Annotated in this window: 10 protein-coding genes; all 10 read left to right on the forward strand. The window is 32.0% G+C overall.

Annotated elements, in window-relative coordinates:
- The first annotated feature begins 188 nt into the window (after positions 1–188).
- The 10 genes from ACKTTC_RS16805 to ACKTTC_RS16850 all read left to right on the forward strand — a co-directional run bounded on the left by ACKTTC_RS16805 (position 189) and on the right by ACKTTC_RS16850 (position 15,616).
- Complete coding sequence (locus tag ACKTTC_RS16805) at positions 189–1,850, forward strand: tetratricopeptide repeat protein (protein ID WP_408041014.1); 1,662 nt, start codon at positions 189–191, stop codon at positions 1,848–1,850.
- A 220-nt stretch (positions 1,851–2,070) separates the two neighbouring features.
- Positions 2,071–2,721 carry a response regulator transcription factor gene (locus ACKTTC_RS16810; protein ID WP_408041015.1) on the forward strand — a complete coding sequence of 217 codons (651 nt, stop codon included), beginning with the start codon at positions 2,071–2,073 and terminating at the stop codon, positions 2,719–2,721.
- Between the two features lie 448 nt (positions 2,722–3,169).
- Complete coding sequence (locus ACKTTC_RS16815) at positions 3,170–5,596, forward strand: peptidoglycan DD-metalloendopeptidase family protein (protein WP_408041016.1); 2,427 nt, start codon at positions 3,170–3,172, stop codon at positions 5,594–5,596.
- 11 nt (positions 5,597–5,607) lie between these two features.
- On the forward strand, positions 5,608–6,486 hold the full coding sequence (locus ACKTTC_RS16820; RefSeq protein WP_408041017.1) for a TolB family protein: 879 nt from the start codon (positions 5,608–5,610) through the stop codon (positions 6,484–6,486).
- Positions 6,487–6,490: 4 nt separating this feature from the next.
- On the forward strand, positions 6,491–8,299 hold the full coding sequence (locus tag ACKTTC_RS16825) for an N-acetylmuramoyl-L-alanine amidase (RefSeq protein WP_408041018.1): 1,809 nt from the start codon (positions 6,491–6,493) through the stop codon (positions 8,297–8,299).
- A gap of 158 nt (positions 8,300–8,457) precedes the next feature.
- Positions 8,458–9,975 carry a pyridoxal phosphate-dependent decarboxylase family protein gene (locus ACKTTC_RS16830; protein WP_408041019.1) on the forward strand — a complete coding sequence of 506 codons (1,518 nt, stop codon included), beginning with the start codon at positions 8,458–8,460 and terminating at the stop codon, positions 9,973–9,975.
- Positions 9,972–11,300, forward strand: coding sequence for a lysine N(6)-hydroxylase/L-ornithine N(5)-oxygenase family protein (locus tag ACKTTC_RS16835; RefSeq protein WP_408041020.1), 1,329 nt, complete (start codon positions 9,972–9,974; stop codon positions 11,298–11,300). The genes ACKTTC_RS16830 and ACKTTC_RS16835 overlap by 4 nt, the downstream gene beginning before the upstream one ends.
- 134 nt (positions 11,301–11,434) lie before the next feature.
- On the forward strand, positions 11,435–12,610 hold the full coding sequence (locus tag ACKTTC_RS16840; RefSeq protein WP_408041021.1) for an MFS transporter: 1,176 nt from the start codon (positions 11,435–11,437) through the stop codon (positions 12,608–12,610).
- A gap of 12 nt (positions 12,611–12,622) precedes the next feature.
- On the forward strand, positions 12,623–15,034 hold the full coding sequence (locus ACKTTC_RS16845) for a GNAT family N-acetyltransferase (RefSeq protein WP_408041022.1): 2,412 nt from the start codon (positions 12,623–12,625) through the stop codon (positions 15,032–15,034).
- A 3-nt stretch (positions 15,035–15,037) separates the two neighbouring features.
- Positions 15,038–15,616, forward strand: a complete 579-nt coding sequence (locus ACKTTC_RS16850; RefSeq protein ID WP_408041023.1) for a GNAT family N-acetyltransferase — start codon at positions 15,038–15,040, stop codon at positions 15,614–15,616.
- Positions 15,617–15,643 lie beyond the last annotated feature (27 nt).

The raw sequence follows: 15,643 nt of genomic DNA on the forward strand, positions 1-15,643 counted from the left end.
AAAACTAATAAACAATGTTGATACAATGGTACAAAACAGATGTTAGAAGCACTCTGTTTTTATGGTTACAAAAAGTTTCAACCCTTTGTTTAAAAGAGATGTAGCTATTTTTAACTTGTATGCTATTATGAAGTGTATTATCTTTATGTAACTATATTTGTAGTGTCTTTTTTTATATACTTATTTTTATGAGGGTTCTTTTAGTATGTCTTTTTTGTAGTTATGTATTTGCTAGTTTTGGACAATCAAAACAGGATTCTGTAGAAGTTAAATTAAGAGAACATATTTCTACTGCAAAGAATGACTCTTTGAAATTACATTATCTGGTAGAGCTCACTAAAAAAGTTGAAAAAAGAAATGTAGATGAAGGGAGAAGTTTAATGAATGAAGCTTTAGAGATTATTAAAAAAAACACTTCTAAGTCAAGTTATTTTCTAAAGAAAAAAGCGTTAATATTTGATACCTTAGGTAAATATGAATCCATGCAAAAAAATTATGAAAACTCGCTTGACTTACGATTAGAAGCTTTAAAAATTAGAGAAACCTTAAAAGATACTGTAGGAATAGCTCAGAGTTACCATAATATAGGTATGCTATTTCGATATCAAAAAGAGTATGAAAAATCTAAATCATATTTTCTAAAATCAATAGCAATACAAAAAAGGAATATTGATAGTACACAATTGGGAAGAACTTTGAATATGCTAGGTGTAAGCTATTATTACAATAAGCAGAATGATTCTGCAATGTACTATTATCAATTATCGAGAAATTATTATCCTACTTCTTTTGGAAAAGCAAGAGCTAATGAAAATATTGCGACAATCCATTATACTACAGGGAACTATGACAATGCCATTGAAATATATAAGAAAAACATAGCGCTTTATAAGTCTGAAAACTACACTAAATTTATTATTAACAGTCAAATGCATCTTGCCAAAATTCATTCTGATTTGGGTAAGCATCAACAAGCGATTCATTATATAGATGAAACTTTTGCTTCTGCCAAAAAATATGGAAACACAGCGAAACTACCTTTAATGTATCAGCTAAGAAGTCATATTTTCGAAAAAATGGGGAATTATAGATATGCTCTTGGCTTTTATAAAACTCATAAATACTATTATGATTCTATTTTTAATATTAGAAATGCAAAGAAAATAACTGAATTAGAATTGAATTATAAGTTTCAAAAAGAGAAACAAGCCGACAGTATTAAATTTGCGACTGAAAAAAAAGAGTTAGAGTTGAAAACAGCAGTAAAGCAAGCTAGAAATAACCTTTATATAGTTGTATTGTTATTAGTATCTGTTGTTGTAATTACGTTGTTGATAATTGTTAACAACAGAAGAAAGCTAAATCAAGAGCGTTTTAAGAAAGAACAATTTGAAAAGGAGTTATTAGATGAGCAATTAAAGCATACCACATATCAAGCAAAACAGTTGGTAGCTGATAATAAAATGCGTTTGCAGTTCAGACAAGAATTTTTGTCTAAGTTGAAAAAAGTAAAACAACATAGAGATGGCGTAGATGCTAAAGATTTTCAGTCATTAATTGTAGATTTAACCACACAAATTCAAACAGAAAGTAAGTTCGATTCTATAGGAGATAATATAGAGCAATTAGATAAAGAGTTTAATGAAAAACTGAGAACATTATATCCAGATCTTACCAAATCTGAAAGAGAAATTTGCGCCTTAATGCGTATGAATTTAAGTCTAAAAGAAATCATGGTTATTCGTAATGTAACCATGGGATCTGTAAAAGCGTCTCGTCATCGAATCCGAAAAAAAATGGGCTTAGAAAGAGGGCAAGAACTTGAACAAGCTATTATAGATTTGGTATAATAACTACCCAAAACTTTAGGCAAAAGACCGTTTTACTTCCAGAAAAAAGAATAAAGATTCTTATATCTTTAAACGTAGTGCTCTTACATCCAATTTTTAGTGTAAATATTCATTTTCTTGTTGATTTTGAGTTTTAAAAAGCCTTAAAAGTTTCATTTTACACCATTTTTTCAAAAAACAAATCCTTTTATTAGATTTATCCTCTTAACCCTTTCCCATAATGAAAATAAGAGAATTCGACGTCGTTGTTGCTTATGAAGACCCTCTCAAGAAATTAGGAATTAAAGCAATGTTTGAGGCTCCTAAAGATTTGCAATTTAATTTATACGAAGATGTAAGTGATTTAGAAGAATTACGAAAAGTAATAGTTGTTTCACAACCAGATATAGTGGTTATAGACGCTACTTTTAAATCAGACAATTCGGGGATGGAACTTGCCGCATATACAAAACGTCATGCTCCAAGAGCAAAAATAGTTGTTATGGCGCTTTCATTAGATACTGAACTTATTAAAGTATTAAAAAAACTAGAAATTAAATGGATACTTTATAAGGCTGAGGATATTGAATTGATAAAAAAATGCGCAGGAAGACTTATTGAAAATAAACCTTACATCAGTAGAATATTCAGGGAGCAATGGTATCAAGAAAAAGAAGAACCAGTTTTACAATTGAATGAACTTGTAAGAGAGAAGTTGTCTAAGACAGAGATCAATATTATAAATCAAGTTGCTTTAGGTAAAACAAATAAAGAAATAGCCAGTCAATTATTTAAAAGTGAAAAAACGATTAAAAATCATCGATATAATATTTGTAAAAAGCTGAATTTACAAGGAACAAACGCTTTATTTAAATACATTGTTAAATTATGAGTGCATTCAAATTCTGAAAATTGAGGATTAGTACCTATTTTTTTTCTGGTTATAGTCTGTAATTTTATCCCCAGATGAACCATTAAAAACCCTCGAACTAATGAAATACCAAATATTCACTCATACTTAACACTATATACATTTTTTAGTATAGAATATTCAATAAGGCAATTCCAATTTTAAAGCGTAATTATTCATTGTAAAATGATATGATTATCCGAATTTATACATAATAATAACGAACGTCTACTTGAACTTGTTTCAGGTTTCCATCTCAAACCGTCATTTAATATTATGGTAAGATTCTGAAAACACTAAAACAAGTTCAGCACAGGTAAATTTGGAATGACGTTTAAAACGTAATTATAACTTCATACGGATATTCAATGCAATAATTACAGCATACTTATTGCCTACACATAAGCGAATTTTTTAAAACCCTTATAACATGAAAACTATTACAAATCTACTTGTATTAGCAGTATACTTGTGCGTATATATATTACCTGCGCAAGAACTTGTTTTTACAAAAAATGGAAGACCATTAACAAAAAGTTTTTCCTCCAAAACGAAAGAGAAAGTGTTTGAAAAACAGAATAAACACCATGAATTGCTCCCTAAAACGTTAGATAACGTTGTGTTAACTGAAAAGGAAATTTCTGATAAGGAAATTGTCAGTGAATCTTTTGACTTTTTCCAAGGATTACAAAGTCCGTACGATCCTAATCTGTGGGTATACCTAGAACGAGAACAGATTGGAAATGGATACCGTTTCAAAACAATAAACACGGTGTTGAATGAAGAGAAAATTTTGATTCAAAAAAACAGTCAAGAAAAACAGTCGTTAGCTTACAAACCAATTGGTTGGACTAATCATATTGATGAAATTTTTGTGGAGGCATTATTTTTAGATGCAGCAGAACAGCATGAAGGAATTTTTATACTAAACCTGAAAACTAAAGAACTTAGAAAAATACCTATTACCTTTTCATATGTAAGAACTCCTTTATTGTCTCCAGATAGGAAACAGTTTCTATTTACAGGAACTTTAGATGAAAAAGTAGACTTTTTGCATGGACATACAGATGTACTTTATAAATACAGTCTTTCTTCAAAAACAGCTTTAGTAGTAACACAATCGAAAGGAGCCCATATGCATGTATTCGGTTGGAAAGAACAATTAGAGCAAAAAACAATAAAAGAAAATAGGATACAGCGCTCTTCTTTATCGTACTATTTGCCTTGGGATTTTGGAGATGAGAATTGCGTTTCAAGACATGGAACTCCTGGGCCAACGAGCGGACATTCTCCTGTGGGAAGGTGTAATTTATTTGGAAATGGCGGACATCATGGATACAGTGCTATCGACTTTGCTACTTCTTTGTCTAGAGATGATAATGTGAGAGCTTCCGCGGCAGGTGTTGTTTCTTTTGCTGGAATTAGTGGAAGTCTTACCAGTGGCTATGGAAGGTTGGTAATTATCAGGCATAGCGATGGTACCAGAACTTATTATGCACATAATAAAAGTATATCAGTACGTCAAGGACAAAACGTACAAAAAGGACAAATAATAGCAAAAGAAGGAACTACAGGTGGATCTAGTGGAGATCATATTCATTTTGAATGGCGAGCAGCAGGAGGAAATGCATCTACGCCAGGTTCCTTTGTAGATGCAGGCCAGCCCCGTCAAAATTATATCTATCGTTCTCAAAATTCATTTGGAACAAGTGCCGATACACAAGCTCCAACAACAAGTATTAGTGCATCGGGAGGAAATACACAATCAGGAGACTTTACAGTAAATTTTAACGACCGAGATAATGTAAATGTAACCCAACGATTTTACCAAGCTTTAGAACAATATGGTAACAACTGGTATGCAAATAGAGGAAATGGTTTTTTTAATGACAACTTTAATGTGTTTTATTCAGGATATACACAAAATGCAGGAAGTTGGTCTATAAGTAACGGACGTTTACGACAATCGAATACTGCTGTGGACAATACACGATTAAATACTTTTTTATCACAAAACTCAGGATTACCTTATTTATATGAGTTTGCAGCCAAAGTAGAATCTACTTCTGGTCCAAGAAAATTTGGAATTCACATTATGGCGGATGATGTAACTCAAGATCAAAGAGGAAATTCCTATTTGATATGGTTTAGCGGAGAGGATAACAAAATTCGTATTTATGAAACAATTAACAATACACTCAATTTTAGAGCTATAGGGAATGTGAGTCAAGATAATAATTGGGCAAATTATAAAATAACCTATAGTCCAGCTTATGGAGTTATAGAAGTTTTTAAGAATAACAGGTCTATTTTAAAATGGACAGATACAACTCCAATTCAAAGAGGAAGTTCTATTTCTCTCAGAACTAACAGAACTAATATATTATTTGATGATTTAAAAGTATACAAATATCGGGCTGGGAGTACTCAAAGAATCACAGCGGGAACAGGAGTAAATAAAGATATAAGAAGAAGAAACGGTAAAGTGAAAAGTTTGGTAAAAGATGTTGCAGGAAATTGGTCTTCATCTGGAAACTTAGATGTTACCATTAGCAGTTTGTCTAGTAGAAATTTTGAGACTCCAGAAGCTTTGTTAAATGATGCAGTAAAAGTTTTTCCTAATCCAACAAAGGATCGAATGTTTATAAATTTTCCATCACAGATAAAAGAAACGACTACGATTTCAATAGTCGATATAACAGGGAGAACGCTCAAAGTGATAAAGAAGATATCCAAAGAAAAAGAAACGCAGCAAGTAGATTTGAGTAACGCTATAAAAGCATTACCACAAGGACATTATCTGCTTAAAATTCTAAACAAACAGGTTTCTAAAACAATTAAGTTCATTAAAAACTAAATCAAGATCAAATGAAAACAATATATGTTATACTAATTTGTGCAATATTTTTTGCGATCAAAATAGAAGCACAGTCTAAACTAAGTAATATAACCCCCGTATCACCAGAAGGAGAGTTCAGTACTCCAATATGGTCGCCAGATGGTGAAAAAATTGTATTTACAGATCACCATAACGATGCCTTATTTGTAGTAGATGTTATAAAAAGTAATACAATTCAAAAAGTAAAAAGTGCACAAGGAATAGGATATTTAGCTAATTGGAGTGCCGATAGCAATAGCATCATTTTTAGAGAAAAACCAAAGGAAGCTTTATTTTCAGAACTCGTTGTAAAAAGTATCAATCTTTCAACAAAAAAAGAGAAAATAGTACAAGGAGTACATCCAGATAACACAAATATCTTAAGGAAATCGAAGTTCCAAAAAGAGAAAATTCTTACAGTATATATTAACCTAGAAACATTACAATTAGAAGCCAAATATGGAACTCATGGAAAACCTTGGGTAATTACGAAAGAAGGCGGACAGTATTATCATCCTATAGTTGCGCCTAATCAGAAATATGTGGTAGTGCACGAAGGCCCAGGAATGTATTTATATGCAATTGATGGAAAAGAAAAGAGAAAGTATTTAGGGAATGGATTAGCTAGTGCTTGGTTGCCTGATAGTAGTGGTGTTGTCACTTTTGAAGATAAGAGTAATGATGGACATAGTATTACTGCTTCCGATTTGTTTTATATATCGGCAAAAACTGCTCAAAAAGTACAACTAACTAACTCCAAAGATAGTATTGAAACGTGGGCAGATGTATCACCTAATGGAAAAAAAATTGCTTTTACAGATGAAAAATCAGGGAGAATTTTTATTGCCGATTTAAACCTTCAAAACTAAAACCATGAAAAAAAGATATTTAAAAATCACTTTTTTACTATGTATATCAGCAGCTTTTTTGAATGCTGATATTTTAGCACAGACGATTGTAATTGATCCAGGACATGGATATGCTTCTAATGGAAGTAATCCAGATGGAAGAACAGATACAGAGCATGCTACAGCTTTGGCTGTTGGAATAAAACTTAAAAATTTAATAGAAAGCAGTTGTAGCGGTTGGAATGTAAGATTAACACGATCTACAAGAAATGGTTGGATTACATTAAGTCAACGAAGAGCAATTTCTAATAATTGGCGAGCAGATCGTTTTATAAGTATTCACTGTAATGGAGGTGGCGGAACAGGAACAGAAACGTTTTGGTGTAATCGAAGCAACTCTCCACAATCAGCAAACAGTCGATTTTCGAGACAAGTTCAAGACAGAATGGTAGAAAAAGGGCAATGGAGAGATAGACGTTCTGTAGAAGATGCCTCATTTATCTTTCATTTAGGAGTCTTGTCAGGAAATAATGCAGTGGGAGTGTTAAGTGAAATTGGTTTTGTAGATTCTAGCGATGCTTCCAAATTATTAAGCGATAGTTGGAGAAATAGATTTGCCGATGCTTATTTTGTAGCATTGCAAAATGATTTAGGAAGCAGGTGTAACTCAAATCCGCCACCACCATCTGGAGATACACAAGCTCCAACGACTAGTATTAGTGCATCTGGAGGAAATACACAGTCGGGAGATTTTACAGCAAATTTTAATGATCGAGATAACGTAGGAGTAACCCAACGATTTTACCAAGCTTTAGAACAATACGGAAACAATTGGTATGCTAATAGAGGGAATGGTTTTTTTAATGATAATTTTAATGAATTTTATGGAGCTTATACTCAAAATGCAGGAAGTTGGACCATAAGTAACGGCCGTATGCGACAATCGAATACTTCTGTAGACAATACAAGATTGAATTCTTACTTATCTCAAAACTCAGGATTACCTTATTTGTATGAATTTGCAGCTAAGGTTGAATCTACTTCAGGGCCAAGAAAATTTGGAATTCACATTATGGCAGATGATGTAACACAAGACCAAAGAGGAAATTCCTATTTAATTTGGTTTAGTGGAGAAGACAATAAAGTTCGCATCTATGAAACCATTAACAATACATTGAATTTTAGAGCTATTGGAAATGTAAATCAAGATAATAATTGGGCGAATTATAAAATTACGTACAGTCCAACTTATGGAGTTATAGAAGTGTTTAAAAATAATACACCCATTTTAAAATGGACAGATACAACTCCTATAGAAAGAGGAAGCTCTATTTCTTTAAGAACCAATAGAACGAACATGTTGTTTGACGATTTGAAAGTTTATAGACATAGAGGAGGAGCTTCACAAGTAATTACAGCTGGAAGTTCATATAATAAAGATGTAAGAAGAAGAAACGGAAAGATTAAAAGTTTAGTTAAAGATGCCGCAGGAAATTGGTCTTTATCGGGAAATTTAGATGTTACAATCAGTAGCTTGTCTAGTAGAGTTTTTGAAGATTTTATAGAGGAACCAGATGCTATAATCAAAGTGTACCCGAATCCGACGCATGGTCAATTAATTGTGAATTATCCAGGAGTATCAAAAGAAACTACTTCTATTTCCATAATAGATATTACAGGTAAAACTTTAAGAACAATAGAAGAATTTTCTGAAGAAAATATAGTAATAAAAAGAGATATTAGCACTTATATTGAGTTGTTACCAGAGGGGAATTATTTACTGAAAATTAAAAACAAACAAATTTCTAAAACGATAAAATTTATAAAATATTAATCTAAAAACACCGTTAAAATTAATTTTAACGGTGTTTTTTCTTTCTTAGAAAGTTTTTAATAATAAATCAAATCACGTCTTTTTTAATTCCAATTTCGTCATAATTAAAACTTCGTTGCATTATAATTTTGTAGTCTTATTAAGACTAAATAAAAATAATGATTATAAACGAAGCCCCTCCGTTTAAGGAATTGTCATTAAATAATTACTTGTTTAATGACGAATCCTTAAAATTATATGAAGAATATATTTCAAAAACTTTAGGGTATGTACAAAAGTTTTTGGCAAGCAGGAAGTTTTATAAAGGTGACGACTTAGAAGAAATACGAAGTAATCGTTCTAAAGCAAGACTCGTAGATATTCACAGTTCAAGTCCTATAGACAAGGCATTACGCGAATTGGATGATTTGTATATCAGTAACGCAATTGCATTTCATAATCCAAATTATGTAGCGCATTTAAATTGTCCAATTACATTGCCTTCGATTGTAGCAGAAATCATTGCTACTTCAGTAAATACAGCAGTAGAAACATGGGATCAAAGTACTTCAGCAACATTTATTGAGCAAGAAGTAATCCGTTGGATTTGTAACGAATTTCAACTAGGAAACCAAGCAGATGGGGTATTCACAAGTGGAGGAACACAATCTAATTTCATGGCTTTACTTATGGCCAGAGACCATTATGCTTTTGAAAAGTTTGGAATCAATATCAAGCAACACGGTTGGTCAGATCAGGTTAGTAAATTCAGAATTTTCTGTTCAGAAAAATCACACTTCAGTATAAAGAAAAACGCAGCACTTTTAGGAATGGGATACGACGCAGTTGTACCTGTAAAAGTTGATGATAAAATGCGAATGGATGCTGAAGAGTTAGTATTAGCAATAGAAAAAACAAAGCAAGAAGGTAATTTACCTATCGCTGTAGTAGCTACTTTAGGAACTACAGATTATGGAAGCTTTGATCCAATACAAACCATAGGAAAGATTGCAAAAGAGCAAGATATGTGGTTACACGTAGATGGTGCTTATGGAGGTTGTTATGTGTTAACAGAAACACATAAGCATTATTTTGAAGGAGCGAACATGGCAGATTCTGTAACAATAGATTTTCATAAGACATTGTTCCAACCTGTTAGCTGTAGCGCTTTTTTAGCGAAGAATAAGCAACATTTTCAGTATGTATCTTATTACGCAGATTACTTAAATCCACTGGAAGATAAAGATACAGAAAGGCCAAACTTAATTGAGAAATCAATTCAAACTACAAGAAGATTTGATGCTTTAAAAGTATGGTTAACCTTAAAAACATTAGGAACTAAAACTATTGCATCGTATTTAGAAGAAGTACATGAGTTGGCAAAACGAGTACATGAGCACTTACATAACAATCCAAATTTTGAAACTGCACATGTTCCAGAATTAAGTACAGTTGTGTTTAGGTATAAAAACTCAGAAGCTGCACACGAACCAACGCACGATAAGGTAAACTTACACATTAAAAACACGTTGTTTAAAGCAGGAAAAGCTTCCATTGCAAGTACAAAATTAAATGGAAATATTTATTTGAAATTTACCCTGTTAAATCCAAAGAATACAATTAATAACCTCCTGAATATTATCGAAATGATAGAAGAAACAGGAAAGAAATATCAACCCAAAACAGAAGCATTATGAAGCAGAGTGCAGTAGCAGATTTTATCGCCATTGGTGTAGGACCCTTTAATTTAGGATTGGCTTGTTTAACAGAGCCAATAGAAAACCTAAATGGAATTTTCTTAGACAAAAGAGAAAAGTTTAACTGGCACCCAGGCATGCTATTACAAGATACTACGTTGCAAATTCCTTTTATGGCAGATTTGGTAACGTTAGCAGATCCTACCAATCCGTTTAGCTTTTTAAATTACATAAAAGAGCAGGGTAGAATGTACTCTTTTTATATAAGAGAGAATTTCTTAGTACTAAGAAATGAATATAACCATTACTGTCAATGGGCTATTGAAAAATTATCAAACATTCATTTCAATACAGAAGTTACGCATATAGATTACGTTGCTGAAGAAAATGTATATGTAGTAACCTCACTTTGTACAAAAACAAAGGAGCATAAAATTTATAAGGCAAAAAAACTTGTTTTAGGTACAGGAACACCTCCTTATGTGCCAGAATGTTGTAAAGACCTTAAAGGAAAAGCGGTTCATTCTTCTCAGTATTTAGATCATAAAGCTGCATTGCAAGAAAAGAAAAAAATTACAGTGTTAGGAAGTGGGCAAAGTGCTGCTGAAATTTTCTACGATTTATTACAAGAAATAGATACAAAAGGGTATGAATTAAATTGGATTACACGTTCTCCAAGATTCTTTCCATTGGAATATTCTAAACTAACTTTAGAAATGACTTCTCCTGAGTATGTAGACTATTTCTATGATTTACCAGCGCAAAAAAGAGATGATTTAATTAAGAATCAAAAGCATTTATACAAAGGAATTAATAGCGATTTAATCGGAGCAATTCACGATTTATTATATACAAAACAAATTATAGCTGAGACTCCTTTAAAAGTTTCATTACGTACAAACTCTGAGTTAATAAATACGAAAGAGGAAGATGGTACAATCAACTTAGAGTTATTCCAAACAGAACAAGAAAAATACTATAAACATGAAACTGAAGGATTGGTATTATCTACAGGATATGCATATCAATTACCAGATTTTGTTGAAGGCATTTCTGATCGAATTGAATGGGATGAAAAGAATCGTTTTGATGTAGCGCGTAATTATAGTGTAGATAAAAATCAGAATGAAATTTTTGTGCAAAATGCTGAATTACATACACATGGTTTTGTAACACCAGATTTAGGAATGGCAGCATATAGAAACTCATTCATTATCAGAGAAATGACAGGAGTTGAGCATTACCCAATAGAAACGAAAATAGCGTTTCAGCAATTTGGAGTAAGTAAAGAAGAGGAAATCATGATGAACGTTATGAATTCTTAAAAATAAATATAAACGTCATTCCAAATACTCTCTGAGTATTCCTTTAGGAAACTCGAAATAGAAACTGAAGTAACACGATAGAAATCTTATTACAGACTACTTCAAGTTTTACAATGACGAATTATTAAAAACAAATGAAATTAAAGAACTTTTTAATTTTAATGACCTTGGTTGCAGTAGTAAGTGATTACCTACTGCATCCTTTTTATCCGCAATTTTTTGAACTACGTTTTGGAATGACCAATCCCAAAAACGTAGGATATTATTTTGCAGCTATCTGCTTTATGGTCATGATAGCGTTTCCTTTTTGGGCATATGTTTCCAAAAAGGTTTCAGAGCTTAATATATTGGTATATACCCAAGCAGTGGCAGGAATATTAGCGCTATACTGCTATCAAACAGAATCGTACACATATTTCTGGATAGCATCTTTAGTAATGATCTTATTCAAAGGAAGCTACCTTTTAGTGTATCCGTATATATTAAAAATAGTAACCAAAGAAGAACACCCTAGTACTATTGGATTATTATCTGTAGTTGTACATATGGGAGGAATACTAGGAGCTGTAATTGGTGGAATGACTGTAGATACAATGGATCCAAGTTATATATTCTTAATTATGGCTGGAGGAGATTTTGTACAAATGGGAATGAGTGCGTACTTATTGAAAAGTAAAAAATACGCTACGCATTTAATTATTTCTGAAGAACCTGAAAAGACTGAAAATAAATTTATTCCCAAAGGATTTATTTTAAAACTCGGACTCATTACACTAATATTATACTTTAGTGATTTTTTAATACGACCATTTTTCTCTTTATACTGGGAAAGTTTTTCACCTTATACATCTAAAGTAGTTTCTGGAACTGTGTATGCGATTCCGGGATTTGTTGCTTTAATAGCGTTGTGGATTAATAATAAGAGAAAATCACAAGGACATAAAGGAATTATAAATGCCTTATGCATTGGTTTAGTAGGACTATTCTTACAAGGAATTCCTTCGGATGCAGTCGTAATTTTAGGAAGAATAATATATGGTTGGGCAATTTTCCAAGGGGTAGTAAAATTCGATGTATTACTATTCGAATTAAGCACGCCAGAATCATACGCAGTAGATTATAGTAAAATACACTTTTTTCAAAATCTAGGAGTATTATTAGCTTCATTGAATGTAGGAATTATTGTAGATACCTATGGATTACAAATTCCTTTTTATATAGCATTAATTGGTTTTACGATTACACTAGTATTATACTTCTTTGTGTTTAAATCTGTACGAACATTTCACAAACAACTTGTTAAAACCTAAAGCAGACTATCAATGGAAAACTCAATGATTTTTTCAAAAGAATATAAAGACTTTGGTACAATTACAATTCGTCCTTTTGAAGTAGTAACAGATAGTACTTTTTTACACTCTTGGGTAACAAAAGAGTATGCGGTGTTTTGGGGAATGCAAAATGCCACATTAGAAGAAGTAAAAGACGAATATATAAAGCTTTCGACACCTGAAGATTATGATGTTTTTGTAGGAATGTACAATAACGAACCAGCATTTGTGATGGAACGTTACAATCCTAAAAAAGACATTATCAAAGACTTCTATAAAGCCAAAGATTCAGATTGTGGTGTACATATTATAGTAGCACCACCCAAAACTCCTAAAGTAGCCAATTTTACATGGTTTATGTTTCAATCTATTATGGATTTTGTCTTTACCAATCCAGTTATAGATAGAATTTTGGTAGAGCCAGACATTCGTAATAAAAAGATGTTTGCCTTATGTCAAAGAATTGGATTTAGGCTAGGAGAAGTAATCGAATTGCCTCATAAAACAGCACAAATAGCTTACTTAACAAAGGCAAATTACCAACAAAAAATACAATCATTTTCACCCTCAAAGCGTAGTAGTATGAATACGTTAGATAATGTGGTATCACCACAACAATCCACACAACATATACAGCCAAAAGTTTGGCAACAAGCAAATACATTATTAGTTAAAAAAGCATTATGTGAATTTTCGCATGAACTATTAATTCAGCCTGAAATAATAGAAGAGCTAGAAAATAATTATAACCATTATAGAGTTTTAGCAGATAATAAAGAAATTAGCTATGAATTTATTGCGAAACCTATGGCATTAAATCATTTTTTAATAGATGAAAAGTCAATTAAAAAATATGTGAATGGAACTCCAGAAACACTAGACGCAATTTACTTTATCAAAGAGTTTAGAAAAGTATTAGGAATTGCTGATGAAAAAATGCCTGTATACTTAGAAGAAATTATTAGTACACTATACGGAAGTGCTTTTAAGATTACGAAAGGAAACCCAACAGCAAAAGAACTAGCTACTGCAGATTTTCAAACCATTGAACAATCGATGACAGAAGGGCATCCTGGGTTTGTAGCAAATAACGGACGAATTGGTTTCGATAGTACAGATTATCGTTCGTATGCACCAGAAGCAGGAAATTCATTCTCATTATTATGGTTGGCAGGTCATAAGTCAAAAGCAGTATATGCAGCTATTGAAACATTACCTTATGAGAAATTAATTCAACAAGAATTAGATGCAGATACAATTGCTAAGTTCAATGTAATTATAACTGAAAAAGGACATAGTCCAAAAGACTATTTGTTCTTACCAATTCACCCTTGGCAATGGTTTAATAAACTAGCCAATATTTTTGCTCCAGAAGTAGCAAAAGGTGATTTAATTTGCTTAGGATATAGTCCAGATCAATACTTAGCACAACAATCTATAAGAACACTTTTCAATACAACCAATCTTCAAAAATTCTATACAAAATCGGCTTTATCGATTTTAAACATGGGCTTCATGAGAGGATTACCTCTATATTATTTAGGAACAGCTCCTAAAATGGCCGTTTGGTTAGAAGATGTATTATACAATGATCCATACTTAAAAGAAAACGGTTTTAGAATGTTAAGTGAAATAGGATCTGTAAGCTATGTGAATCCTTATTTCGAAGAATTCGGACCACATAACGATTATAATAAAATGTTAGCTTCTTTATGGAGAGAAAGCCCATATTCAGTAGTAAAAGAAAATCAGAAGCCAATTACAATGGCTGCTTTATTACATATAGATCACCATGGAAATGCACTAGTGCCTGAAATGATTAAAGATTCTGGCATTTCTATAGACGATTGGATTCGTAAGTATTTAAAAGCGTATTTAAGTCCAATGGTACATTGTTTCTATTATTACGATTTAGTATTCATGCCACATGGAGAAAATATTATTTTGGTATTAGAAGATAATATTCCTGCATATGCATTGCTAAAAGATATTACAGAAGAAGCATGTATTTTAAGCCCAGATGTTGAACTGCCTGAGCACTTAAAAAGAATGTATGCACCCGTTCCTGAGGATGTAAAACTGCTATCTATTTTTACAGATATGTTCGATGGATTCTTTAGATTTTTAGCACCAATTTTAGAAGAACATGCCAATTATAGTGAAACCCGTTTTTGGGAATTAGTAGCAGAAAATGTTAGAGAATACCAAGAGCAATTCCCTCAATTAGCTACAAAATTTGAAAAGTACGATCTATTTGCAGACGATTTCAAACTTTCTTGCTTAAACAGATTACAACTAAACAATCATAAGCAAATGATTGATTTAGACGACCCTGTTGCTTTATTACAATTTGCAGGAGACTTAACCAATCCGTTAGCTCAATTTAAAACACAAGAAGCATAAGTTATGGTTTCAACACATCAAGAAGTGTTTCGTAGAGAAATATCCGGATTAGGAGAGATGAGTATTCGTCCAATTCATTTAGATACAGATATTGAGTTATTGCATAATTGGGTAACACAACCTTATGCAAAATATTGGGGAATGTTAGAGCAAACACAAAAGGAAGTAAAAGCGGCATATCAAGAAATTGAAGACAATCCCCATCATCATACGTTTATTGGAATGTTAAACAACAAGCCAATCTTTCTAATGGAAAAATATGAAGCTTCTAAAGATATGATAGCAGAACATTATGATGCTTTAGAAAGTGATTACGGTATGCATATACTAGTTGCTCCAGCAGAAAAAAGAATCCCACAATTCACTTGGCATGTATTTTCTACAGTGATGGAATATTTTTTCAGTTTACCATATGTGAATAGAGTAGTTGTTGAGCCAGATGCGAATAACGAAAAGATTCATGTATTAAATAAGAAAGCAGGATTTGAGTACCAAAAAGAGATTGCATTACCTCATAAAACTGCAGCTTTGGCTTTTTGTACTAGAGAATCGTATAAGAATGCTATCAGTACAACAATATAAATAATATATGTCATCACGAATGAAATG

Source organism: Tenacibaculum amylolyticum (genome assembly GCF_964511145.1).
Lineage (GTDB): Bacteria > Bacteroidota > Bacteroidia > Flavobacteriales > Flavobacteriaceae > Polaribacter > Polaribacter amylolyticum.